Source organism: Grimontia sp. SpTr1, assembly GCF_947387585.1.
Lineage (GTDB): Bacteria > Pseudomonadota > Gammaproteobacteria > Enterobacterales > Vibrionaceae > Enterovibrio > Enterovibrio indicus.
The window spans coordinates 519,617-543,839 of record NZ_CANDOD010000002.1; the positions used below are offsets into that span (position 1 = coordinate 519,617).

Annotated in this window: 21 protein-coding genes; 6 read left to right on the forward strand and 15 right to left on the reverse strand. The window is 43.2% G+C overall.

Annotation, left to right across the window (positions count from 1 at the left end; all coding sequences use genetic code 11):
• Positions 1 to 2: 2 nt before the first annotated feature.
• Genes tssK through QL223_RS06555 form a run of 3 tightly spaced genes read right to left on the reverse strand, consistent with a single transcriptional unit; the run spans position 3 to position 2,293 of the window.
• A complete protein-coding gene (tssK, locus tag QL223_RS06545; RefSeq protein WP_281544246.1) occupies positions 3 to 1,376 on the reverse strand; it encodes a type VI secretion system baseplate subunit TssK in 1,374 nt (457 codons plus the stop codon).
• Positions 1,377 to 1,388: 12 nt separating this feature from the next.
• Positions 1,389 to 1,955 (reverse strand): type VI secretion system lipoprotein TssJ, encoded by a 567-nt coding sequence (tssJ, locus tag QL223_RS06550; protein ID WP_002538481.1) that lies wholly within the window; start codon positions 1,953 to 1,955, stop codon positions 1,389 to 1,391.
• A gap of 5 nt (positions 1,956 to 1,960) precedes the next feature.
• Complete coding sequence (locus tag QL223_RS06555; protein WP_281544277.1) at positions 1,961 to 2,293, reverse strand: PAAR-like domain-containing protein; 333 nt, start codon at positions 2,291 to 2,293, stop codon at positions 1,961 to 1,963.
• Here QL223_RS06555 and QL223_RS06560 point away from each other — a divergent pair.
• The gene (locus QL223_RS06560) at positions 2,250 to 2,384 is read left to right on the forward strand and encodes a hypothetical protein (RefSeq protein ID WP_275040976.1); all 135 of its coding nucleotides are present in this window, start codon (positions 2,250 to 2,252) and stop codon (positions 2,382 to 2,384) included. The genes QL223_RS06555 and QL223_RS06560 overlap by 44 nt on opposite strands.
• On the opposite strand, the gene QL223_RS06565 is transcribed toward QL223_RS06560, so the two are convergent.
• From QL223_RS06565 to QL223_RS06615, 11 genes are all read right to left on the reverse strand, one after another.
• Entirely contained in the window at positions 2,372 to 3,022 is a 651-nt protein-coding gene (locus QL223_RS06565; protein ID WP_002538478.1) for a DUF3540 domain-containing protein, read from the reverse strand. The genes QL223_RS06560 and QL223_RS06565 overlap by 13 nt on opposite strands.
• A gap of 15 nt (positions 3,023 to 3,037) precedes the next feature.
• Positions 3,038 to 4,066 (reverse strand): pentapeptide repeat-containing protein, encoded by a 1,029-nt coding sequence (locus QL223_RS06570; RefSeq protein ID WP_281544247.1) that lies wholly within the window; start codon positions 4,064 to 4,066, stop codon positions 3,038 to 3,040.
• A gap of 42 nt (positions 4,067 to 4,108) precedes the next feature.
• Positions 4,109 to 7,618, reverse strand: coding sequence for a DUF2169 domain-containing protein (locus tag QL223_RS06575; RefSeq protein ID WP_281544248.1), 3,510 nt, complete (start codon positions 7,616 to 7,618; stop codon positions 4,109 to 4,111).
• 34 nt (positions 7,619 to 7,652) lie between these two features.
• The gene (gene tssI / locus QL223_RS06580) at positions 7,653 to 9,209 is read right to left on the reverse strand and encodes a type VI secretion system tip protein TssI/VgrG (protein WP_039849950.1); all 1,557 of its coding nucleotides are present in this window, start codon (positions 9,207 to 9,209) and stop codon (positions 7,653 to 7,655) included.
• An 84-nt stretch (positions 9,210 to 9,293) separates the two neighbouring features.
• The gene (gene tssG / locus QL223_RS06585; RefSeq protein WP_002538472.1) at positions 9,294 to 10,277 is read right to left on the reverse strand and encodes a type VI secretion system baseplate subunit TssG; all 984 of its coding nucleotides are present in this window, start codon (positions 10,275 to 10,277) and stop codon (positions 9,294 to 9,296) included.
• A complete protein-coding gene (gene tssF, locus QL223_RS06590; protein WP_002538470.1) occupies positions 10,265 to 11,977 on the reverse strand; it encodes a type VI secretion system baseplate subunit TssF in 1,713 nt (570 codons plus the stop codon). The genes tssG and tssF overlap by 13 nt, the downstream gene beginning before the upstream one ends.
• Before the next feature lie 6 nt (positions 11,978 to 11,983).
• A complete protein-coding gene (tssE, locus tag QL223_RS06595; RefSeq protein WP_039849949.1) occupies positions 11,984 to 12,388 on the reverse strand; it encodes a type VI secretion system baseplate subunit TssE in 405 nt (134 codons plus the stop codon).
• A 48-nt stretch (positions 12,389 to 12,436) separates the two neighbouring features.
• Positions 12,437 to 12,919: a type VI secretion system tube protein TssD gene (tssD, locus tag QL223_RS06600; protein ID WP_039849948.1), complete on the reverse strand. Its 483-nt coding sequence runs from the start codon at positions 12,917 to 12,919 to the stop codon at positions 12,437 to 12,439.
• A gap of 34 nt (positions 12,920 to 12,953) precedes the next feature.
• Positions 12,954 to 14,438: a type VI secretion system contractile sheath large subunit gene (tssC, locus tag QL223_RS06605; protein ID WP_281544249.1), complete on the reverse strand. Its 1,485-nt coding sequence runs from the start codon at positions 14,436 to 14,438 to the stop codon at positions 12,954 to 12,956.
• Complete coding sequence (gene tssB / locus QL223_RS06610; protein ID WP_002538467.1) at positions 14,435 to 14,947, reverse strand: type VI secretion system contractile sheath small subunit; 513 nt, start codon at positions 14,945 to 14,947, stop codon at positions 14,435 to 14,437. Before tssB ends, tssC begins: the two co-directional genes overlap by 4 nt.
• 20 nt (positions 14,948 to 14,967) lie before the next feature.
• Positions 14,968 to 16,419 carry a TssA family type VI secretion system protein gene (locus QL223_RS06615; protein WP_281544250.1) on the reverse strand — a complete coding sequence of 484 codons (1,452 nt, stop codon included), beginning with the start codon at positions 16,417 to 16,419 and terminating at the stop codon, positions 14,968 to 14,970.
• Positions 16,420 to 17,450: 1,031 nt separating this feature from the next.
• Here QL223_RS06615 and QL223_RS06620 point away from each other — a divergent pair.
• The 3 genes from QL223_RS06620 (at position 17,451) to ruvC (ending at position 20,321) form a co-directional block, all read left to right on the forward strand.
• Complete coding sequence (locus QL223_RS06620; protein WP_281544251.1) at positions 17,451 to 18,650, forward strand: IS4 family transposase; 1,200 nt, start codon at positions 17,451 to 17,453, stop codon at positions 18,648 to 18,650.
• A gap of 396 nt (positions 18,651 to 19,046) precedes the next feature.
• Positions 19,047 to 19,793: a YebC/PmpR family DNA-binding transcriptional regulator gene (locus QL223_RS06625; RefSeq protein ID WP_281544252.1), complete on the forward strand. Its 747-nt coding sequence runs from the start codon at positions 19,047 to 19,049 to the stop codon at positions 19,791 to 19,793.
• Positions 19,794 to 19,799: 6 nt separating this feature from the next.
• Complete coding sequence (ruvC, locus tag QL223_RS06630) at positions 19,800 to 20,321, forward strand: crossover junction endodeoxyribonuclease RuvC (RefSeq protein WP_002538460.1); 522 nt, start codon at positions 19,800 to 19,802, stop codon at positions 20,319 to 20,321.
• A 50-nt stretch (positions 20,322 to 20,371) separates the two neighbouring features.
• On the opposite strand, the gene QL223_RS06635 is transcribed toward ruvC, so the two are convergent.
• The gene (locus QL223_RS06635) at positions 20,372 to 21,583 is read right to left on the reverse strand and encodes a hypothetical protein (RefSeq protein WP_281544253.1); all 1,212 of its coding nucleotides are present in this window, start codon (positions 21,581 to 21,583) and stop codon (positions 20,372 to 20,374) included.
• 237 nt (positions 21,584 to 21,820) lie between these two features.
• Here QL223_RS06635 and QL223_RS06640 point away from each other — a divergent pair, with 237 nt between their 5' ends.
• Both QL223_RS06640 and QL223_RS06645 read left to right on the forward strand, forming a co-directional pair.
• Positions 21,821 to 22,246 carry a hypothetical protein gene (locus tag QL223_RS06640; protein ID WP_002538457.1) on the forward strand — a complete coding sequence of 142 codons (426 nt, stop codon included), beginning with the start codon at positions 21,821 to 21,823 and terminating at the stop codon, positions 22,244 to 22,246.
• Positions 22,247 to 22,319: 73 nt separating this feature from the next.
• Entirely contained in the window at positions 22,320 to 24,131 is a 1,812-nt protein-coding gene (locus tag QL223_RS06645; protein WP_281544254.1) for an ABC transporter transmembrane domain-containing protein, read from the forward strand.
• The last annotated feature ends 92 nt before the right edge of the window (positions 24,132 to 24,223 follow it).

Sequence of the window (24,223 nt, forward strand, 5' to 3'; positions counted from 1 at the left end):
GTCTACTTCCTCAGCACATAGAGTGTGACTTGGGCACCCTCATCAGTTGGCCAGAATAAGGCAAGCTGGCCTTCTTCTCCTGTTTCCTGCCAGAGTTCATGACTCACATCGATTTCACAGTAAACCCCTTGTTCTTCCTTGGGTAATCCCCGTGGGGAGGTGCTGTGGGGTTGTAACGGAATACCAGAAAGCGCCCGCATGAGAATGGTGCTTAACATGGATTCTGGTGCTAGCTTTATCAGGTGGCTGAGTGCCTCTTCAATGTCTTCACGGTGTTGTCCTTCAAACAACAACCAGAATTGATAGTCTTCGTTAAAGGCGTCTTCCTCTATTTGGCAATACCAGGTTTCTTGCTGTTGACTGAACCTGATCACATGTTGAGGACCTACCGTGATCGTGTTTAGGGCTTGCTTTATTTGTGTTTGAAGTTCATCAAAAATCTGGCTGAGATTTTCATGATCGTATTCCGGCCAGCGCTCTTTCCCTGGTTCGCCGACAACAGATAACTGGCTCACGAAACTGCTTAGCTTAGCCACAATGGAGCAAACATCTGACCAGGCTTTTCTCGGATGGAGGATAGGGGTTTCTGTCACATCCTGAATTTTCCAAGCGCATTCTACGAGTACCCCAAGAACAAGCGTTAACCCGAAGTCATTGCTTCCCTGTTCAAGCAGTTCTTCCGCGGTGGGTTTGAACCTTTCAATGTGTTTTGCCCGCATCAAAATGTGATCACGAATATCAGTAAGCTGGGCTTTTAGGCGTTGTGAGTGTTGAACATTGATTAACGGCGGCACATAGCTTGATACTAAGCGGAATGCTCCACCTTCATGCTCGAGGCGCGCAATGGGTAAAAGGTCGTAGTCACTGATGTGTTCAAGCTCTGATTCAAAAAAAATCTTAACTAAAAACTTCATACTACGAACTTGGGCGTTCAACCCTTTACCATAGAGGTCAGGCACTGAATCCGATTCTTCTGGCACATAAAATCTTGATTCTAGTGAATTTGATAGCTGGTCGCGGCCCATTTCATCGGCATTGGCACCTTCTCCCCGCCATCGTTTGATACCGATGTAGACATTCACTGTTCGTCCCGGTGGAATGTCATCGTCGTCCAGTGTTCGTGTTAACACTGTCGCTTCCTGCGGCACTCTGAATACACTGCCTTCAGGAAAGAAAAACTCGCCACTATTGACGACAAACCGGCCTTGATCCAGATCTTCTGTCCGAATATGAATGTCCTTTAACCCCCAGTGTTCGTTTCGTGTTAACTGGTCTATCCTGTTTTGTCGAAACTGAAGATACTGAGATTCCATTTGAAAATGCTGAGGTTGCAGCAACATCCCCTGATGCCAATACACTGGTGTGATCTTGTCCATGTCCTGCTTACCTTATTCCGTTTCTGTTTCAGACCAGAGGGACTGTTCACCCGCTTTTAGCCGCACAGCCAATTTACCGGGACGGTAATGGTCCGTTTCCCACAATAAACTGCCCGTGGTGGTGTAATCGGTTGGGAATGCATAAAGCTGGGTGACATTTTTGGTGTCCAAATTCCAATATCCCGCTACTACGGCGAGGAATCTGACGCCTTCATGTCTATCCATCACATCAGAAAGAGTTAGCCCCGGTTGAAGATAGAGCCGCTGATAAAATGCCACGGAAGGGCCAAAGCGTTCACATTCCAGCAACTGCCTCACTCCTTGCTCACTTTGGCTGAATTGCACGAACTCAGCGCTGTCAGTCAGTTGGTAGACACACAACATCAGACTGGTTGGTGCGTCGTTTTTCACATTGAGTCGTTCATCAGCTTGTATGTGGTAGCTCACGGCAGATTTTTGCTTAGTCCACACCATTTGGTTGGGATGTTCCGCAGAGGGCGGCAGCTCTTCGGCCAGCTCGTCCGAACTGGAACAGGCCGTGAGGCCGAATAACAACATGGCAAGGAGTGTGTACTTCATGACGGTTACCTCATTATCGAGACTTTGGTTTGTGAAGGCGCGACGCCGTTTCCAACCGTATTAGGCGACATGCCATTGTGCATAGAAGGGTGAATTAAGGTTGTCGCTGGCATACCAGCATGGATCACACATGCACTGCCTGTGGAATTCCGGCATGGGCCAATAATCATAGAGGAGGCGACACCGCCCATCACACCAGCTTCATCGCCACTACTTAGCAATACTATGGTGTTCGTTGTAGCGGCAGGACCGCTCTCGATGATCACCTTGGTATTGGCGGTTGAAGGGTTAGTCATGGATCTGTTCATCGTGTTGGGGAAAGGGGCTGGTATGCCAATCGGTGGCGTTTTACATACGTCTGCCGGCGCCATGGAACTGCCTGAAACCGCGTTGTTAGCCATGCACATGTTGTTCTCCTATCCCAAATGAATTTTCTTGGCATCCATTGCCATGTGTTTACGTGCGATATGTACGCTGTTTTCTGATTCCACGACATGGGATCCTTCTACCCTCTGCGTGTAGCTGCCACTGCGTTGCTCATCATGTTCACGGACAGTGCGGATACATCGCCCCAGTTTGCTGATGAGCCATTCCGTATATGTTTCCGCCCGTTCGATCACTTGGTGGAGGATTGTCAGGGCAACATCAGCCTTTTCTGCAGTGAGCTTGACCTGGCTAGTTTGTACATGAGTAGATTGGGTTTTTACGTTCATTTCACTCGCGACAAGCGCGGCTTTCGCCGGGGTTTGTAACGTCAACCCAGCGAGGCTTGATAGCGTTAGCTTTTGTCCAGTATGCAAATTTAAAGAGCCAGGGAAGCTGATGTTGGCTGTCTCGATATTTGATTTTTCAAGAACATCAAGAATCCAGAACTTTCCACCTAATATGGCAAGTAAAACGGTGTCGCCGGCCTCAGGCACCAACAGGCATCCGGCTGCCTTGTTCGAAGAAAAGCGGCAGTGATTAACAGTGACAGTAAAAGCACCGTCGCAGACAGTATTGACAATACCGCTGGCCAGCCCGCCTTCCCGTTGATGAGCTGTCGTTTTTAATGGTGAGACGACCATGATTATTCTCCCTCTCTATTTCCAATTTTCTGCTTCTAACAGATCGGTATCAGTCCCTATTGACCCACGTTTGTCTGCACCTGAAAAATCGGTGTGTTCTAATTTTGTTCGATGAAATTTTGTATATCTGAGATTGCTTTTTGTGAAGTTGGCGAGACTAAAATCAGCATATGAAAAGTCGCAATAAGGCATATTGGCTTTGTAAAAGCTTGATGCTGAACCCATTACGGTTGTCATAATGCATTTTTGCATATCAGCTTCGGTAAAATTAGCGCCAGTCATTTCGGCACTATCAAAGATACAGCCTAATAAGGAGGTATTCTTAAAAGAGGAAAAATTGAGTTGTGCATTTTGAAATGCACAGCTTTTTAACATGGAATAAGACCAGTCGGTCTGTGAAAGCTTTGAATGGTTAAAATAACAATGTGCCATGCTGCTATTTTTTAAATCTAAATTTGTCATATCACAGTTATTAATTTGACAAGCAAAGAAACTGGTGTCTTTTAATACTATTTTTGTCAGGTCTTGGTCATCCATGTGGCATTTCTGAAATCGACATTTAATAAAACTAACGTCATTGATTTTACCTTCAGAAAAGATGATGGATTTTAACTTTACTCGATTAAAAACTGATTCTGATATTTTACAGTCAGTTATCATCATTATGTTAATGGAGTTACTGTACCAGCGGGTGTGGTAGAGGCAGCAGGCTTCAATAGAAGAGTGCTCAAATGTGCTGTCTGATATAGTACAGAAGTTCATTTGATTATGTTTAAAAGAGACAAATTCGGCCTCAATTTTTCTTAAGGTACTCGATATCATTAAACATCGTTCAAACTTAGTATTTTTTATCTTAGAAAAGCTGAAGTTTGTCTTATTGAGGACACAATTAATGAATGTTGTGTTTGACAAATCAGATTGATGAAATTTGTTTGAAGAAAAATCACATCCCTCAAAAGTCTTTCCGGATAGGTCTATATCAGATAGATCTGTATGCTTTAACTCAACATTACTGATATGCTCTGACTTATCTACCAGACTCAAAAAATCGATCCTTTTCATTATTGATAACCTCGAGTGATACCATTATCCAAGTAAAGTGCGCTTTATATTGCTAGTACGAAAAGCGTCTTTATTTATTTTTATCTTTCTTATATCTGCGTTAAATAAACAGGCTCTTTGGAAGTTAGCACCTAAAAAACTTGATTTGATAAGGGAAGATTGCATGAGATTGGTACTGATGAAACTACAGCCTTCCATATCAGTTCTTCTAACTTGCCCTTGCTTTAATTGAACATTATTGAAGTTGTTATAAGTGAGTTTACTTTCGTTAATATATGCGTGATTGAGTTCGGCCCCATGGAAGTTAGTATTCTTAATATCTGCTTCTATAATACTGAGGCTGTCCAACTTTGCATGCATAAAGCTTGCATTGTCTAATTCTGCTTCGCTTAATGCTAAATGGGATATTTCTGAATTATCCATACACAGTGCTTCCCCTTTTATTCCCCACATACAGCAACGCTCACCTTGCGATTCACTAAGGTTCGTATTGTTGAAGCTGGCTTCATTAAAGATAGAGCGATTAAATATGCTTCCTTTCATCATTGCGTTATCAAAATTAGCTTCAAAAGCCATAACAGAAGAAAAGTCAGCATTGATTAAACACGATTGAGAGAGATTAGCTTTATCCATTTGCGACATATTAAATTTTGCGTGTGTGAGATCTGCAGCGGTTAAGTTGGCCTGTGTCAAATTAGATTCGCTAAAATCACTCTTTGCACACTGAGCTTCAATAAATGATGCTTCTTGTATTAATGCTCTGGTAAAGTCGCTTTCTTCCATCATGCAATGATCGAATTTGGCTTTCTCTGCTTGCACTTCCCGCATTGTGGTATTGGTGAGATCGCTACCGGTAAAGTCTGTCCCCATCATTAAAGCATTCGATAGATCTGCGCCTGACAATTGAATATTGGTTAAGTCTAATTCTGTTAAATCGAGTGACTGCAGTGATTCACCGTTGGCATAGGCTTGTTCCAATTCTTCGCGTGTCAGCTTTTGATTGGCTATACCTTTTTGTTGTTTAGTGGCTTTCGCTTGTTCTTCCAGCGCTTGAACATTTTTCTCAGCTTGCTCAGCATCATCGATTAACTGATTCATTTCTTCGTTAAATGCTGCCTGTTTTTTCTTGGCTTCAGCCAGTTTTAATTCGATGTCTTCTAAAGGGACATCTTTCATCGATTTTATCTTTGGCAGCAAGGTGTCAGGGCTTGGCTGATTGTTCAGCGCATCTCTCATATCCTGATATGTCATAGGTGTGGCAGGCGCATTTATTTGTGCCCTCGCCTTTTCTATTGCAGCATAAATGGGGGCTTTATCTTCTAGAAAGCGACCTTGCTTTAATAAGGTTTCTTCTGTTTGAGCAAGGTGCTTTTCTGCCTGCTCCTGCATAAATTGCTCAGGCGGTTTTCCTTCGGTGTGTTTGTCGTATGTTGCTTGGATGAGCTCTTCTATTGAGGGCGGTTCAAGGGCTTCATCAGACACATAAGGTTGCAACCATTCGCGTGGTTCGTGTCCGTTTGCTATCAGGTCATCCAAACATTCACAATCTTGCGGTAACTGCCAAGCGATGACATTGGGATGCAGGGCTTGCCAAGGTTCGAGTAAACTCTGGTCGCTATTGTTGCCAGCCGCAACGGGGATCAGAATGCTTTCTGCGTGCGCTAATTCATCAGCTTGAATGAATGTGGCATCTTCGGCGACGATCACCATGATGGAGTCGTCAATGTCCTGCGCGATTTGCCAACCCAGAAACAATTCATCTGCTATGAGGATGTTTTTTCCTTCTGGTCCCGAGCGCCAATTGACAGTTTGGCCGCCGGGAACTTGATACTCCCCATTGGGGTCGCTCAGGTGGTTTGGTCTGACAGTGATAGATACAAATTCGTCGCCCTGATATGTGGGTAGTAGCCATCCCGGGCCAATATCTAAGCTTTCTGGTGCTTCAAGGCCCCATTCTTTTGCTACAAAGGGGTAAGGTTTGTCTATATAGCCCAGCATGTAACGCGCAGCACTCACTGATCTCAGACCGTTTGCCTGATATTCCTCCCAGTGTTTTGAGACGTTTAATTCCGCCAGTGCCAGCAGACTGCTGGCACGCAGGTTCCAGTCTTCCGGGTCTCTGCCGACGTTGTTTATTTTTTCTTTTGCAGCTTGTAATTTCTGTTGTGCATCTAACGTTGCCTGACCGTTTGTCTGTTGAGAATTACCAGCCGCTTCTTTGCTCAATCTTTCATATTGTTTGTCTAATGTCTTGAGGCTTGATTGTTTGAATTCGCTGAGCTGTTTTTGTTGCTTTTCTAACCCTTCCAAGAATTCACTGGTGTCTTCGCCAAATCCTTCGAGCATATCTGTCATAAAGGATCCGTAGTCTGCTATTCCAACGGTAAGGGTGGGTACCAGTCCTCTTAGCTGGGCGATTTCAAAATGACGTTGCCTCGCATTGTCTGCATTGGCTTTTTCTCTCTCCCGTTGAATAGCGAGTTCTTTGAGAGACGCTTCCTGAGCAGCGGCTTCATTGTCCGAAGGATCAATGCCAGCCATTTTTGCTGCCTGCTCAGCAGGCGTGCTGTTTGCTTCGGCAAGGTAATGTTCGATAGGCAAAAGCTCGGTGCCCGGTGGCTCCAAGCCCAGCACTACCGTTTTTACGTCCAGAGCCTCATCATCTGTAATTTCAATTACCCCGTGGTAAATGACTACGCCAAGCTCGACACTGGGAAAGAACCAAACCGTATCGCGGTTCAATGTGATTTCTGAAAACAGCGTGCTGTCTTCTGTTTCATGAAGCGCAAATGCTCTTGGCGTATGAGTGGGTATGCGCCCGGTAAAGACCGGCTGAGTGGGGTGGAGATTAACCAACTGGAACTCTGCACCTTCAGGCACCCATCCCGAAAGCTGTTGGTCAGTGGGGGCCACATTAAAGTAGTTGAGATCAAAATCCTGTGGGTAGCCTGGCCAATGATCAGCAAACCAATCTTTATCGTAAGTTCCCAGTTGTTTGTAGCGACGCGGATGATGGGCATACAAAGGTAAGAAACTCGCGGGTTCTATTTCATGGTCTCTATGCAGTTGGGTATGGCCTGGATAGTTCACCATGGCAGGTTGCTGGAACACATTTCCACTGGGATTCTCGGCGCACTTTTCGTGTCCGTAGGCGTTCGCCCAATCGATAGCCACTGTGTGAAATGGTGACGCAGAGGTCGCTTCGTCTTTCTGCCAGTGCCTCGGGCCATGGACTTCAAGGGTTTTACTGTTCCCTGCGAGCCCTGATTTGACCCTTGTATGCTCTTTGGGCGACTCGTAGCAATGTGCTTTTCCTTTGACCAACCATTCACCGTTTGTTTTCGGCATGCCTGTATCCAGGATCTCTTCTCCCAGCTCTTCAGCCAGTAGATTCCACATCTCTTGTTCATCTTTGAGTGTGTTTTGTTGACCAAGCGTGAAAGCCACTGTTGTTGTGACAGTAAAATATTGCTTACCAGCCAGTGAAAACGGGGCGGTTAATATGCCTTGATTAAGGTCTTTTATAATTCTCATTTTTCATTAATCCCGATTAATCAGACATCTATGCTTATAAGTCTATGTCGCCCATTTCTATGGAAACGCCGCCTATTCTGAGGCAAATATGTTGGTTACCTGGGGTGTCATCCATGACGATTTCCGCTCCTGACACTGTTTTGAGCGTATTTCTGTATGGCGTTTGGTCATTCACGATGTTTTGGTTTTTGGCATTTGGGATCGTGCTTTGTATGACGGGCAGGTCAGGGTTGCCTTCTTCAAAAGTGAGGAGTACCTCTGTGCCTTTGAGCAATGGAAAGTGGAAACCTTGGGCATTTCCGCCATAAGGTTGAGCGAGTCGAATCCAATGGGATGCTTTACCGTCTTCTTTGCTATCTGATGCCAGATCAAAAGGCATGATAACTTTGTAGCGACCTTGTTCGTCGAGCAGGGCACTGTCCCCATTTCCTATTCCGTCTATCACTGCGCTGAGCACACCAGTGATTTGGGGAGTCGGTGTGTTGGGCTGGCTGTAATAGTGTACGGAGGCTGGAACACAAGTGAATTGGTTGGTGTAGTTAATCGTGTCAACGTTTTCATTCTTACTGATGCCGTGCGTAAGAAATGTGGATTGTTTTGCTGTGTGACGAACTTCTGTGATCAGATACGATTGATTTAAACGGCCAAGGAAATGGTCTTTTAAGGCGAAGGTATAGCCTGACTCTACCCAGATTGCGCGACTTTTACCGACATACTGTTTTAACTGGCAAGCGAGTTGACGTGCACAGATTTCTGCAAGATGGTCCACATCTTCGCTCCGTTTAAACTGGGTGCTGTAAACGTAGGTTTTGCCAAAGCCTTTATCTGCGACGGGATGGATAACTTCACTTTGAACATCAGGCTTTTGTTCATCAAAAGCTCTTAGGTGGACATCAACTGTACGGTGCTGCAAATGTTCGGTGAAAGTATGTATCAATTGAGGCTTATTGCTAGAAGCTTCCTGTTCGTCTTCAATGGAATCTAAACCGGATATTGACGCATAAGTAAGCTGTGCTTCGTTTTTACTCTCGTGGATGAGACTTAAATCTCTGATACACAGACAATCCGTCCCATTTTTTTGGTCGAAAAAGTAGTAGATGCCCGTTTTTTCCATAAGACGTGAAACAAAGTCCAATGCGGATTCATTGAATTGGCAGACGTATTCATGTTGCGGATATTCTTTAGTGAGTGAGACATCAATGGTCAAGGTTATCCCGTTGGACTCTATGTCGGTTAACACATGAGTAATGATCTCCGGAACGTTTTTATCTAAGAAAATCTGGCTTTGCGTACCCAGTCCCAATGCCCATAAACGAGGTACTAAAGTGACTTGTATACGCCACTGGCCATGCGTTTTTGCCAACAGTCGGGTTTCGGAGATAATACCGTGATATGTCTGGGGTTCATCGACGCCATTACGCATCAAAAACTGACCTCCTTGTCCGAGAAATACATCTGGATCAATCGGTTCGGGACAGCTTAGGGTGATGTCAAAACAGTAGGGTTGTGAGATAGCCTCTTTGCCATCGACTTCAATGACGTTTAGCGGACTGCCTTGCCAGTTTGTGGAAGTGAATTCAAAGTCCATCATAAATCCCTATCTCTGGAGTGTTTACCTATCATCTTTAGTGCTGATAATGTGGGTTTATTTGATTCTATTTATCTGTTTTGGAAATCAATTACTCGTTCCGTCGACAGAAAAATAATCCAGCTGGAAGTTCAATTTAAATAATCCGTTTCCTAACGAGGAATTCAGTCCAAGCAGCGCTGAATTATCGTCACCTAAGTAGGATTGGGTACCTTCCAAACGCTCGTACCTAAGGTCTAAATTAACGTCCAGCCCTTCTTGTATATATTTCTTTAATGTTCTGAGTAGCTTTCTATGCTTATTGCCATCAGGCATTAATCCGAGAAAAAGTGTGTAGTCATGGGTTGTTATTCGTATTTGGATATTGTTGGCACAGTCAAGTAGCTGTTCACCCAAATAGCATTCTCCATTTAGGTGGGTGTTCTGTTGACCTAGCAGGCACAACTGGCTTGAAGGGACATCTACCCATTTGGGGTACCATTGATATATTGAAACTGACGCATCGTTTCCAACCAGTTCTTGAACCACTGACTTTAGCCCGTATGCCGATCGCCTTGTCTGTGTGAATAGTCCTGCATAGGGGAGGAGTTCGAAGGCGTCGAATTCATCTTGGGCACTGGTTGCCGGAATGCACTGACCTAAAAACGAAAACAGATGGCTCGTTTTTGCTTGATCATTTCGCTCAACAAGCCAGGATATGAGCCGGTACTTCTCCCATGCCTGAAAGTACTGCTCATAAACAGGTTCCACCAAGAGATCCAGAAAATCACGTTGTACTGTTTCATCATTTCTGAATTCCGCTAGAAGCTCTTCTGTATAGAAGGTTGGCAACGGTGAGGCGATACCATACAAACCAAGAATGTTGGTGGTGATTTCTATATGGTCATTGTCTTTAACTATGCTTTCCAGATGATTAGCTGAAAAAGCCAGTGATAACGTAGAACGTGACTTTATTTTGTTTTTAGTCTCTGTGAGACCAGAATTTAATAACCTAATAGCCTGTATATAAGTGAACTTATGTGGCTCTTCAAAAAGCAGGTCAATAGGCTGACGTTTATTCAAACTAGACATTTTAAACCCACCTTTTCTGGCCAGGTAATACGATAATGTGTCCCTGCTTCTTCAACGACAAGTCTTGTAAAGCTATTAATGCTGCTATAGCCAGACAGAAGTTTGTTGATCGCACAACCAAACAAATACATATCGCCTTTCCCAGAAAAGCCATCTGGATGAAGAGTGATGACTATTTCATTTCCTCTCGCCATCATTCCTTCAAAAAGTCGTAATATGGGTTGTGAGGTGATGGTCAAAATCGATTCAACACGTTTTGTATTAGCAAGGGTGGTTGACGTATCCTTTGAGTCGGTAAATATATATAGCTTGAGCAAAGTAATTAGGTTCTGTCTTTCCGCCAAGCTAGCCTGGTTGATATATAAGTGTGACAGCATTCTCCACAGTAACTGGTCACCAAGTGGTGATTCTACAGCGGTCGTGGGTTTGGTGATGTTAGAGAACTCGGCTAATACAGGCGATGTACTGGTTGCTTCACATATGTCGCCCACTCTCAGACTGTCTGCAACACTGCCATTTGTACACTTCACTTTAATCGCTAAGTGTTCTTGCTTTATTTGATTTAACGGATCGGTATAGGCTACTGATATATAGGAATCGCAGGCATCTCTTACCATCGAGGCCTTTCTCTTCATAGAATAAACAGGTACTCGGGTAGATTGAGGGTTAAACATGGTAAAGGGCAAATACTCTCTCTGATTAGCTGAGCCTTGTTGGAAGCCTACAATACTTTCAAGAGAATAAATCTGGTACTTATCTCCACCCGCGGGGTTAACTCTATATTCAGTGATACTATGGTCTAAACTGATGCTATCAGCATGATGGTTGAATAAATTAACAGCTGGGACGCAAAATAGCTGAAAGTCTTCGCGTTTAAATGCTTTGTATGGGTTAGGCGTTTTCCATCTAAGTTGTATTGAGAACGTTTTCTCATTGAGGAATCGATTTTGTTGTAACCATTCTATGCCAAGAATATCTATATATAATTGATGTTTTGGTAGTGTGAAATATTCCTGAATACTTTTAAAAGATGTATTGGCATTATTGGGATACTCAAACAAACTGATAGCACCACTCTCAGAAAGTAGACTTATTGATTGGTTGCCAATTAAAGAGTACTTCTTTCCTTGACAAACCAATGTAGTGCCTTCGAGGTTTTCTCGAATAAATAGCAGGTTGTCCGAGGCGTCAACATAGCTCCCGTCTAAATAAATACGAAGGTAGTTTTCTTTTAGTACAGCTACTGATGCTTCGATGAAATTAAAATTAAGTTGCAAAAAACTGGGTTGAACTTCAGCCGAATCTAACGCTAAAGGGTAGATACTGAGATCTTCGCAGGTAGTGAATTTGCAGGTAACCCCGTTATTTTCAATGCTGTTGAGCTCTGTACCCGCTTTTACTTTACACAGTTCATTCAGGCCTATCTTAGGCTTGAATTGAACGATTGTTGTTGCAGGTAAAGGACGCATATAGTGCGGGAATAGCAGATGAGCCAGACTATGGATCAGCTCAGGAAAATCATCATCAAGGCGCTGTTGAACAGAGCCTGTTAGGTATGCGACCCCTTCAAGAAGCCTCTCCACATCAGGGTCAGCACTTTGGTCTGCCAACATAGGTGCTAGAGAGGGGTGCCTCTTCGAGAACTCCTTTCCTAGGCTCCTGAGCAGAGAAAGTTGATTTTGATAATGATCTTTGAACATGCTTAATTATTTCCGCTGTAAGGCAATATAGCCGTCAGGCTTTAATACTGTTTCAAAAACTAACGGTATTATCTTATTCTTGAGTTCAATCTTTGCCTCTAAAACAAAACATAATGCTAGTGGTGATTTATTATCTTTCTGTGTATAGACATTGACTGACTTAACTCTTCTTTCATATTTCAAAATCAATTCTGAAAGGAAATTCTCTAGGTCATGTCTGATATCAGAGCCTTCACCCCAGCGTAAATCACTAAAATCAGGCATACCAAAGTCTTTATCAATGGGTACGCTTCCCTGTTGGGTATTTAAGATTCTATGTATATGATTTGTGATAGAGTCCAACAGTAACTCTTTGTCAGAAGAATTTTCACCGCCAGATCTGATTCTCTCTAGTAATCGTTGCTGTTTCACATAAGACCCAAACAGGGGGCGTACCCCCTAGATTAATGGCTCAGGGGTTTATACCCATGAATCCTCAGCCGAAATATTTCCGTCATTGTAAGTATGAATTATTTTCGAGTAGCTAAAGCTGACTTCTTCCATATCCATATAAGCTTGATTATCCGGATGGAATGTTAGCGGGGTATGTGCCTTTCGATTGACAATAATTGCATCTTCTAACTGGATAGTATAATAATGCTCTTCAATACCTTCCGCAGTAATACGCCAAAAATCTAAGGTCACGTTTGAAAACCTTTCGCCACTACATACGGCTTGGAATATTTTTGGTGAAGCGACATCAAGACCTTTTACTACGGTGAGAGGGTTGTGAATCCTCTGTCCTGTTGGTAAACCATCATGCGGGTTTTTAGGAATTGTTGTTTCCTGTTCACATTGATAAACAAGTATTTTATCTTTCTTGCTATCGTGTGATTGAATACAACCACCTTTAATATCTCCCTGTGTTTTTCCAGTCAGAGACATGTACATTGTTAATGCCATGCGTAAGCTCCTTTAATGATTTAAATACACGCTTTTACTCTTTGTCGAGTTTCCCGACCAATGAGAGGGTAAATGACGCTCCCATATATTTAAAATGAGGCCTTGCTTTAAGTGACACCTGATACCAACCTGGATCACCTTCAACATCATTCACAGCAATTTGTGCTCCCCTTAAAGGGTGTTTACTTCTTACGCCCGGCTGTGGGTTATCCATCTCTGTGACATATTGGCTAATCCAATTATTTAGCTCTCGTTCGAGATCTTGTTTTTCTTTCCAGCTGCCAATATTTTCTCGTTGTAATACTTTTATGTAGTGCGCCAACCGATCCATCACCAACATGTAGGGAAGCTGGGTAGATAGCTTGTAATTAAGCTCGGCTTCTTTAGCGCCTGGGCCAGAGAAAGTTTTGGGCTTTTGACAAGAGTTTGCCGAAAAGAATGCTGCGTTATCGCTCCCTTTTCGCATGGTCAAGCCAATAAAGCCTTCTTCGCTGAGTTCGTACTCTCTGCGCTCTGAAAGTAAAATTTCTGTGGGAATTTGTGATTTGACCTCACCCTGCGAGTGGAACTGGTAAGTCGCGAGATCGTCAACCATGCCACCGCTTTGTGGGCCAATAATGTTTGCACACCAGCGATAGTCTGCGAAGCTGGCAGCGAGCCTTGTTGCAAATGCAAAAGCTGTGTTGCCCCAGCAGAAGTTATCGTCGTTGTTATTGACCTGCTCTTTATAGTTGAATAATTTGCAGATTTTTCCGTCTCCGCCATAAGGCTGACGAAGAAGGAACCTTGGTAATGTTAAACCTATATGGCGAGCATCTTCACTCTCTCTGAACGAATTCCATTTTTGATATTGAGGCCCTTCAAATACAGACCTGAGGTCTTTTAATGAGGGCAGATTCTTCCAATTATCAATACCAAAGAACTCTCGGCCTGCTGCTGCAATGAAAGGTGAATGAGACATAGTGCAAACTGCCGCGATATCAGAGAGCAGTTTCATGTCTTGAGAGCCCGGGCCGAATTCATAATCTGCTATGATTGCCCCATAAGGTTGACCGCCAAACTGCCCATATTCTTTTGTGTAGGCTAACTGGTACAAACCTGACTTCACGATTTCTGGGCTATCCTCAAAGTCCTCATACAAGTCTTGTTTGGACAGGTTCATCATTTCTAGACGAATGTTTTCCTTAAAATCCGTTCTTTCCACCAGAAATTGTAAACCGCGCCAAGTGCTCTCAATCTTAAGGAAGTTAGGATCATGCAATATTTCATCGACTTGAAGAGACATCTGCTCATCAATTTCTCCAATGATCGCATCGACTAGGTCACCATTAATTTTTACTCCACGGTACTCGGGTTTCACCAGATCCCTAATTAACGCTTCAACACCGCTTTTCATGATTGGAAATGCTTGGTTGTCTGGTGTGACTTTTGTGGCTTCTACGATTTGATCCAGCAAAGTAATATCTTGGATACTATTAACCTGTTGACCACTGTCTTGTACTACGTTTGTGTCGCTCATTCTGAGTCTCCTTTCTCTATGAACTCATCTAAGCCGATTTCTTTTAACAAAGTGGTGCGCGATTCATCATCAACAATAAGCGTTTGTAGTTTTTTTCTAAATTCAGGTACGTTACTTAATGGTCCTTTTAGTGCTTTCAGAGCCTCTCTTAACTCCAGTAATTTTCTGAGTTCAGGAACTTGTTTGATAATGTTGTCAGGTTCAAAGTCCTTCATACTTTCAACATTTAGAGAAACGGCTATATTTTCACCTTCCTCTGCACCTGCTAATTTCCTTGGAACAGAAAGCTGCAAGCTCAATCCTTGCGATTGAAGAACATCATCAAAATTGGCTTTGTTTATATCTACTGGATTACGTTCTTCAACAGGTCTCTCGTCCTCTTGATTTGAAAACTCTCCAACTACCAACATTTTTAGTGGAAGTTCTACACCTTCAGATGCGCCATCAGTAGCGGGACGATAAACTATATTTACCCTTTCTTTTGGGGAGACAGTTCCTTTATCACTCATTATTGACTCCTAGCTTTTAACTATTTACTTCTGAATAACTCCCTTACCTTTGTGGGATCTATTCTAGAAATCTTTTGTATAACATGAAGATATTGTGACCTTTGATTGGTTCTGTAATAGACTTCTGCTGCACACTCCAAGAAATCAATGCATAGCATTGGTTCCCACTCCTCTAACTTATAAGTATCTATAGCCGTTATTAATAACTCAAGCTGACACAAGGAAAGTTCGAGATTTCCACTATTTAATGATGCCTTTACTTGGTGGTAGATCTCTCTATATAAACTACTTTTGGATTTGCTTATTTCTAATCTTCTTGTTGGATCCGATTCCGAATGCTCTGTAACTAAATGATTTTTATGTTGATATTTATTTTCTTTTTCTATCCAGTTTATAGTATCTAATTCGGCAAATGGTGTGCCGTCCGAAAAAGAGTAAAGATGAATACTTTCTATGTGGTCAATAAATTTAAGTAGCTCTCGCTTTACTTGTTTGGCAATATCTATATGATCTAGTTTCTTCAAGGCGATATAAGTGAATCTATTCAGATCTAGCCAGTAAGGATACTGTAAAAGCTTAGATTCACTCGACTTTATCAGCTCTATCCAATTCTCAGAATCAAATAGCGTTTTTAATATTCTCTTATCATTGATATCAGGTGGTAATATACCTGTTTTATTTTCCTCTATAGTTGTTGGAGGAAGATATATATCGCTCCAGACTCCTATTCTTCTTAGCCTATAGTGCTTACTACTAAAAATATCGTTATCCATTATTTGTAAAGAAAGACTCTTCAATTGATTTAGATTGGTCTTTATCAATTTTTCGTGGCTTTCTGCATAGTAAAATTTCTCTACATTATTTTCCAGGCTCTCTTTAGAATAATGTACGCTATTTTCTGATTCTTTTTTTCCGACATCAATGGGCTCGTATCCTAGTATGCTTGAACCTTCGTCGCAAACATTCTCAGAGATAGCAGAGTGTAAACAACTAATTAACCTATGAGTTGGAATCAGCTGTGTGGTACTGTCAGAAAACTGTTCTTGTATTTTTTCTAAATCTTTTAAAAGGATAGAAGCTTTATCTCTACTTAATTCTTCTTTGTGCTTTGAAATCCAATCAATAGTTTTTTCTATCCACCAATCAAAGAATTTTTCATTTTTCTTTGATGTCTCTACTTTTACTTCTTTAACAAAGCCATCAAGAACATTATACGATTCTAAGATTGTTTGACATCCATGATTGTATAGCCTGGCTATAAACCAATAGGTTAAGATCTGAAGACTCTTGTCAAAATTTTCAAGTATATCATATGAATACTCTTCTACTTTTTTCCAGTCTATCTTCTTTTCTGGATTTATCTCGTTTAGCTTTCTTATTTCTTCTTTTACTAAATAATAGGAATTATTGTCATGTAACTCATCTAATGAGATTTTCTTGTCATCAGTAATCGGTTTTAGTATTCTCTCCATCGTCTTTCTTCACTTTCTTAATAACAGGGTAAAGTTATCTATTTGATTTATTTCAAGTAGACAGATGCTTGTATGGAGAACAATCTTCCTTTCGCTACCAATATTCAGACATAGACTACTTATCTCTCTTGCTTATTTGTAATTTCCCATGAGGATCATGATTATAGAAGTGCTAAGTGGTGTGAGACTTAGAGGCACTCTATATAATCGCTTAAGCAAATGTCTAAAATAATATACTTTGTTTATATGTGGTTTTTTAATAACTATTTACGTATTTAATTACGCCTTAGGCTTCTATTTTTTATAAGTGAATTTCATGTCTTAAGAGTTGTTTACATTTATACATCAAAAATATCTTTTGATGTTGTGATTTTTTTTCTAGGTATCCGATATTCTAGTTCTAAAGTAATCAATCACCCATACTTTTATAAGCTGATCTGGCGTCTTTTTGTATTAGCTATATTAGATGATAGTGTTTAAATATTTCATTTTGCTTATCAAAAACACTAAATATTGACAGTTTTAAGGGTTATACATCTGCCGAGGATAAAATTTTTGGCTGAAGTATGATATCCATCATGATAATTTGAAACTTTATGATTTGTGATTGAAAACGCATTTAATATGCGGCGAAATATTTTTTCCTAATGCTTCTATTTAACTTAATGAAAAATAAAAAGAAAATTTATACTGGTATGCTGATCACTTAAAAATTCACGGTATTTTCGACTATATAAATAAGGGGTAGGGAAGCGCTAATATCCACAAAGGAGATAACTTACATCAAGCAGGACACACAAGAATGCTCTTAAAGCTAAGAGCAGCTTATGTAGATAGAAATTGTTGTGGTAGGCAGCGCTCAATGTGTAAAGAGTTTTATACCATTGAACAGATTATTCTTGAGGGAGCGTTACTCTCAGGCTAGCGAATCCCCTCAAAATTCCTATTCCAAACAATAAGAAGGACGCGCACCGTACCCTTTGATCTAATGAATTTCGCCAAAAACCACATTCCACCAAGAGGAATTACCGATGCGCGATGTTCAGATCTTACTCGATACCTTAACTAATCAGTGTCCCACTATTCATAAAAAACGACTTCAATCTCTGCTACTTGCGACTAAGTCTGTACTCGATGGTGCTGACCTCACTCTTACCAAGCTCGGCCGTTCTCTCAATACCCGAACGACCACTAAGCACGCTATCAAGCGCATCGACAGACTACTGAGTAACAACCAATTACATCGCGAAAATGAAGACATCTATAAGTGGCATGCCCGTCTAATTACTGGCGCCAACCCTTGTCCGGTTATCCTTGTTGATTGCTCTGATGTGCGTGAGCAACTCCGACATATGACGCTTCGTGCTTCTGTTGTCCTCGATGGCCGTGCCGTGACTTTGTATGAACAAGCCTTTGAATATAAGCAATATAATTCACCAAGTTCCCATCAGCGCTTTCTCGATAAGCTTCAAGATATTCTCCCCCAAGGCGCCACGCCCATTGTGATATCTGATGCGGGATCCCGGAACACCTGGTTTCGCCAAGTCCAACAAAAAGGCTGGTTCTGGATTGGTCGTGTGCGGGGGGAAGTCTCAATAAAACTCAACCGCCAAGATTGGCAATGCAACAAAGCGCTTTACCACAAAGCCACGAGTAAACCGAATGACCCCGGGAGATGCCAACTCGCGAAACGCTCTCCGCTCGCTTGCCAAGCATACTTAGTAAAACAATCACCTAAAGGACGAAAAGCACTTCGTCATGCCCGCACAAGCTCAAAACACACTGCCTCGAAAGTCTTCGCCAAAAGTGCTAATGACCCGTGGCTACTTGTCACTAATATCCCCAATCAAACCCTCCATGCTGTGCAGATAACCCGTTTATATGCCAAGAGAATGCAAATTGAAGAAGCCTTCAGAGACCTCAAAAGTACCGCCTATGGAAAAGCGTTGTGGCACAATAGAACCCGTTGTGTGAAGCGGCTAGATATCTTACTTCTCATCGCTTTACTGGCTGACATTCTTCTTTGGTGGAATGGCCTTATTGCCAGCCAAGCGAAATGGCACTTCCACTTTCAAGCGAACACCATCAAGCACCGCCGGGTGCTATCCATTCCTCGGCTGGGACAGGAGGTCAGAAATCATCGGCGTTATGATATCAACGAACAGCAATATCACTGGGCTATACTCGAATATCAAACGCTGGCACACAGTGCTGGGCTTGGAAAATTATGAGGGGATCCTTCAGACTCTCAGGTTAATGAGATTTTATGATTATTTGTCAAAGGTGGTTATCTTTCTTTCTGATTAGTTGTAAACGATAGCGTTAGTTTAATGTTTACAGATGATGCTGATTTTCTGGACCGGAAATGAAGAACATAAAGACTATTTGCTAATTGGAGCTATTAGCACTTAAACATGTTTCGCTTGGATTTTATCCTTTCTGTGTGACCCTATTCTTTGTGGACTCATTGATTTTTATATGTTTAATAGATGGCTATATGTTCACCAAATATGGTAATCGAGTGATGTTTTTACTTTAAGCTCCACCTTCTTTCGCTTAAGGTATGTCGAGTCTGAAGCTATTGGCAATAATGCTTTGAGGGCTTGAGAAAAGAGAGGAGAGAGGGGATGGCAGGTCATAGTAAATTCGCTAACATCAAACACCGTAAAGCTGCGCAAGATGCCAAGCGCGGTAAAATTTTCACCAAGCTAATTCGTGAAATTGTGGTTGCGACTAAAGAAGGCGGTCCTGAGCCAGAGAATAACCCTCGTTTGCGCGCTGCGATTGATAAAGCGCTGTCAAACAACATGACCCGAGACACCGTTAATCGCGCTGTTACGCGTGGTGCGGGTGGTGAAGGCGAAGAGAACATGGAAACCGTGATCTATGAAGGTTACGGTCCAGCAGGAACCGCAGTCATGGTTGAATGTATGACAGATAACCGTAACCGCACAGTGTCCGGTGTCCGTCATGCGTTCTCTAAAGCGGGCGGAAATCTGGGCACTGACGGAAGCGTGAGCTACCTGTTCGATAAAAAAGGGGTCATTTCTTACGCGGCAGGTCTGGATGAAGACTCAGTGATGGAAGCAGCGCTGGAAGGTGGTGCGGATGACGTTGAGACTCATGACGATGGCTCGATGGACGTTTACACAACACCTGCAGAGTTCGGTGCGGTGAAAGATGCGCTGGATGCGGCTGGTTTTGAAGCACAAAACGCAGAAGTCACGCTCGTTCCTTCGACTAAAGCAGACTTGGATGAAACCACAGCACCTAAACTGCTTCGTCTGATTGATGCACTTGAAGATCTTGATGACGTTCAAGAGGTCTACCACAACGGCGATATTTCTGACGAAGTCGCAGCAACACTGGAATAATCATACGTGGCTATTATTCTCGGGATTGACCCGGGTTCGCGGATCACTGGCTACGGCGTGATCCGCCATCAAGGCAGACATCTGGAATATCTTGGCAGCGGTTGTATCCGTACAGATTCTGAAGATTTGGCCGGGCGATTAGGCCAGATTTATGCTGGTGTCAGCGAAGTGATTACCCAGTTCCAGCCGGATACGTTTGCCATCGAGCAAGTGTTTATGGCGCGCAACGCGGATTCAGCACTTAAGCTTGGTCAGGCACGCGGAAGCGCCATTGTTGCTGCGGTAAATGCGGGTTTGCCAGTTTCCGAGTACGCTGCCCGCTTGATCAAGCAGGCCGTGGTTGGTAAAGGTAGTGCAGATAAGAAGCAGGTTCAGCACATGGTCGTCCACATGCTGAAACTGCCGTCAACGCCACAAGCCGATGCGGCAGATGCCCTAGCCGTCGCGATTTGTCACGCCCACACCAATCATACGCTGGTGGCTATGGCTGGGCAGGCGAAGAGCGCAAGGCGCGGGCGGTATAGATAGTTTTCGCTTGATAAAAAAGCAGCCAAATGGCTGCTTTTTTTCTGAATGATTTAGTAGCTTACTGTAACTCCGTTACTTCTAAGAGTCTCTAGATGCTGCTTTGTATCATCATTCAGGGGGTTAGCAATTAACTGAATTGAGTCAATTTTCGGGTTAGACGTGAAATTAATTGATGTGATCTGATTCGACCACCCAGTGAAAGACTCAAGTCTAGGATTATTGTTTAAATCGACTGATGTTAATTGGTTCATGCTGACACTGAGCCAAAGTAAGTTAGGGTTACCTGAAACATCGATATTTGTCAGTTGGTTGTTTGAGGCCAGTAGCGAGTAAATCTTTGGATTATTAGTGACATCAAGACTAGTTGCCGCAGTACCAGAGACGTCAAGAACCTCTAATAACGGGTTTTGACTTAAATCGATATTCCCTACCCCATTTCCTGAAATTTCCAGAAAGTCCAAATTTGTAAGTGTCGATACGTCCAGAGACGAAAGGTTGTTGTCCGATAATGCTAATTGTGTAACTTGAGTGTTTTGACTTAAGTTAAATTCTGCAAGCTCATTACTGCTTAGGAATAGACTATCCAGAGAGTTGCTATTAGGTTCTGTAAATGTCGCAATCTTGTTTGAAAAAGCTAGAACAGAAATCAATGCGGTATTGGAAGACAAGTTTAAGTCAGTGATCTGATTATCATTGATATTAAGTTCTTTAAGTTGAGCGTTACTTGAAAGGTCTAAATTGGTAATGCCATTGTCATCAAGTGTGAGTTTCTCTAGTTTTGTATTTACAGACACATCGATGGCGCTAAGAGAGTTACCCCCAGCATCGAACAGTAAGAGGTCGGGGAAGGAGGATACATCGATAGCTGTTAACAAGTTATCACTCAAATCTAAATATTGCAGAGACTTGGATGCTGGCAGTGCAACGTTCTCTAGCTGATTATCGTTTGCATATATCGAAGCTAGGTTAGTCATCCCCGAGACGTCTAGCGAACTTAACTCATTGCCTGATACATCTAAAATGTACATGCTAGAGAGGACTTCAATTCCGCTGAGATCTTTAATTCCTTTTCCTGTGCACTCCAGAATTTCTATGTTCTCGATGTTGGAAGCACCAGAGTCTGATACACAAGCTTGAAGAGCTGGATCAGAAAATGACACGCTTGAAAGTGGGGTGGATGCGTTGCCTGAAGATGAACCGCCACCACCACATCCCGCTAGAAAGAGGGAAACCATTGTGGTTAAAATTCCTTTAACTCTCATTGTATTATTCCTTTAATCGAATATTGCGGTTCATACTTTAATTGGGTTGGCTGAGGAAGCTTTACTGATTGATAGGCTTGCGATGCGGGTAACGTTGTGCGCCTATAAAAGTCGAGCCAGTGCAAGTTGTTAACCAGTTTAAAAACGAAAAAAGTATGAGTTTCTCATTGAGGTGAAATGGAAACCCTCTAAAGACAATCTACTGTTAATAAGAGAATTTTCACTTAAGGGATAACCATGAAATACTTAAAAACAGGCTTGTGCATCTTTATCGCGTTTGTGTTTATTCAGTCGCTGTTCTTCAAGTTTTCGGGTTCACCGGAAACTGAGTTTATTTTCGGTACGCTGGGAGATTGGTCTGGACTGGCTTGGTTCGGCAAATACGGCGCTTATATGGTAGGTATTGTTGAACTGATCGCCTCGATTCTACTGTTTACACGTCTTCATGCTTTGGGCGCTCTGATGGCTGTTGGTACTATGACTGGCGCGATTTTCTTCCACTTGTTTACACCAATCGGTGTTGCGCAGCCAGCGTTTAATGAGGCAGGTGAAGTGGTTGGAAACGACGGCGGCACCTTGTTTGTGATGGCATGTTTGGTTTGGCTGTCGGCGGCATTCTTGCTTTATCAAACAAGAAAAGGTGACCGCGAAGAAGTCGATTAATCTCGGTTTACTCTCTCGCTGAGCATCGCAACTTGTTGTAACGTGGTAGCCAATAGCGATAGAAAGCGAGAGAGTGATTATCTTGTCCCAGCAAAATTCCCAACAGTCTTCGAGTACCCGCTCAGTCCTTAAATGGATTGCTGCTTATCTACTGCCTTATCGCAGCAAAGTTATCGCTGCAGTTTTCTTCCTTTTCCTTGGCTCCCTAAGCTGGCTGGCTCTTGGGCAAGCTGTGAAGCTTGTTGTTGATGAAGGCTTTCTCTCCGGCAATGCCAACGAGTTAAATAAATTGGTGTTGGTGATTCTGGGTATTACTGTGGTGAGTGGTTTTGCCACTTTCTGTCGTTTTTACCTGATGAGCTGGCTTGGTGAACGTGTTAGTGCGGATATCCGCATGACGGTGTATCACCATCTTCTCAAACTCTCACCTTCGTTTTACGCCAAAGAAAGAACCGGTGAAGTCATCAGTCGATTTACCGCAGACACAACGCTCCTGCAGACGGTAGTGGGTTCCAGTCTTTCAATGGCACTGCGCTCTGGGGTATCTGTGATCGGCGGTTTGGTAATGATGGCATTTACCAGCATCACGTTGACTGGACTTGTGTTGCTCGCGGTGCCAGTCGTCTTGGTGCCGATTTTCGTGTTGGGGCGTAAAGTGCGTCGACTGGCTCGTGTGAGTCAAGACCGGGTGGCTGATCTTGGCGCCCATGTGGATGAAACGCTCCATGAAATTCGCACTGTCCAATCTTACAGCCATGAAGAGGCTGATGCTCATCATTTCAATGGTCGCGTCGAGTCGGTTATGGATGCTGCCAAAACGCGTATCCGCTACCGCGCGACCTTAATGGGCTCTGTGGTGTTTCTCTCTATTGTAGCGATTGTGCTGGTCACTTGGGTTGGCGCATTGAGCGTTTTGGACAGCTCATTGACCGCAGGCCAGCTGTCAGCCTTTATGTTTTATGCCTTGTTAGTGGCGGGTGGTGTGGCCACCATTGGCGAAGTGATTGGGGACATTCAACGTGCAGCCGGTGCGACTGAACGCCTGATTGAATTATCCCAAATGGAGCAGGACATTCAGGAGCCACAGAGCCCCCGCCAGTTAACGGAACCCGTTTCAGGCACAGTCCGTTTTGATGGTGTCTCTTTCGCCTATCCCGGTGACGAAAACCTTCCGGTGTTTCATTCACTCTCTTTTGATGTGAAAGCGGGCGAGCGTATCGCGTTGGTTGGCCCAAGCGGAGCCGGGAAAAGTACTGTTTTTGCACTGCTTCAACGCTTTTTTGATGTTCAGGAAGGGCACATTGATATTGATGGCGTCAGCATTTCAGACCTCTCGATTGAAACCTTGAGAAAGCAATTTGCGCTGGTACCGCAAGAGTCGGTCATTTTCGCGACCACTGTGCTTGAGAACGTGCGTTATGGCGCGCCTGAAGCCAGCGAAGAAGCTGTGATAGCTGCCTGTAAAGCGGCGAGAGCGCATGACTTTATCGTGGAGTTTCCTGATGGTTATCATATTGAGTTGGGTGAACGTGGCGTGCGTTTGTCAGGTGGTCAGAAGCAACGTATTTCAATAGCTCGCGCGATATTGGCAGACCGCCCAATTCTCCTCCTGGATGAGGCCACCAGTGCGCTGGATGCCGTGAGTGAACACAAAGTGAAATCAGCGCTTGATGAGCTTATGTCGCACAAAACATCGATAGTAATTGCTCACCGTCTGGCAACCGTGGTTAATGCAGACAAGATTCTGGTAATGGATAAAGGGCAAATCGTCGCCACAGGAACACATGATGAATTGATGGCTTCGTCTCCACTTTATCGCGAATTCGCTGCGTTGCAGTTGGTGTCTGCTACCGAGGAAATACCGGCAAAAATTGTCGGCGAATGACGGGTGAATTCCATTACTTATCAGAGTGACTTTACAGATGAGTAGTTAGTCTGATGCAGTGTTGAAAATAACTCGAAAGGATAGGATTCAAA

Bases quoted from the DNA above. Each gene is read 5' to 3' on its own strand.
- QL223_RS06560 (WP_275040976.1), top strand. From the start codon at position 2,250: ATGGATCTGTTCATCGTGTTGGGGAAAGGGGCTGGTATGCCAATCGGT.
- tssB (WP_002538467.1), bottom strand. From the start codon at position 14,947: ATGAGTGATAAAGGAACTGTCTCCCCAAAAGAAAGGGTAAATATAGTT.
- tssD (WP_039849948.1), bottom strand. From the start codon at position 12,919: ATGGCATTAACAATGTACATGTCTCTGACTGGAAAAACACAGGGAGAT.
- tssF (WP_002538470.1), bottom strand. From the start codon at position 11,977: ATGTTCAAAGATCATTATCAAAATCAACTTTCTCTGCTCAGGAGCCTA.
- tssI (WP_039849950.1), bottom strand. From the start codon at position 9,209: ATGATGGACTTTGAATTCACTTCCACAAACTGGCAAGGCAGTCCGCTA.
- QL223_RS06575 (WP_281544248.1), bottom strand. From the start codon at position 7,618: ATGAGAATTATAAAAGACCTTAATCAAGGCATATTAACCGCCCCGTTT.
- QL223_RS06625 (WP_281544252.1), top strand. From the start codon at position 19,047: ATGGCAGGTCATAGTAAATTCGCTAACATCAAACACCGTAAAGCTGCG.
- tssC (WP_281544249.1), bottom strand. From the start codon at position 14,438: ATGAGCGACACAAACGTAGTACAAGACAGTGGTCAACAGGTTAATAGT.
- QL223_RS06620 (WP_281544251.1), top strand. From the start codon at position 17,451: ATGCGCGATGTTCAGATCTTACTCGATACCTTAACTAATCAGTGTCCC.
- tssJ (WP_002538481.1), bottom strand. From the start codon at position 1,955: ATGAAGTACACACTCCTTGCCATGTTGTTATTCGGCCTCACGGCCTGT.
- tssG (WP_002538472.1), bottom strand. From the start codon at position 10,277: ATGTCTAGTTTGAATAAACGTCAGCCTATTGACCTGCTTTTTGAAGAG.
- QL223_RS06615 (WP_281544250.1), bottom strand. From the start codon at position 16,419: ATGGAGAGAATACTAAAACCGATTACTGATGACAAGAAAATCTCATTA.
- QL223_RS06640 (WP_002538457.1), top strand. From the start codon at position 21,821: ATGAAATACTTAAAAACAGGCTTGTGCATCTTTATCGCGTTTGTGTTT.
- QL223_RS06565 (WP_002538478.1), bottom strand. From the start codon at position 3,022: ATGGTCGTCTCACCATTAAAAACGACAGCTCATCAACGGGAAGGCGGG.
- tssK (WP_281544246.1), bottom strand. From the start codon at position 1,376: ATGGACAAGATCACACCAGTGTATTGGCATCAGGGGATGTTGCTGCAA.
- QL223_RS06635 (WP_281544253.1), bottom strand. From the start codon at position 21,583: ATGAGAGTTAAAGGAATTTTAACCACAATGGTTTCCCTCTTTCTAGCG.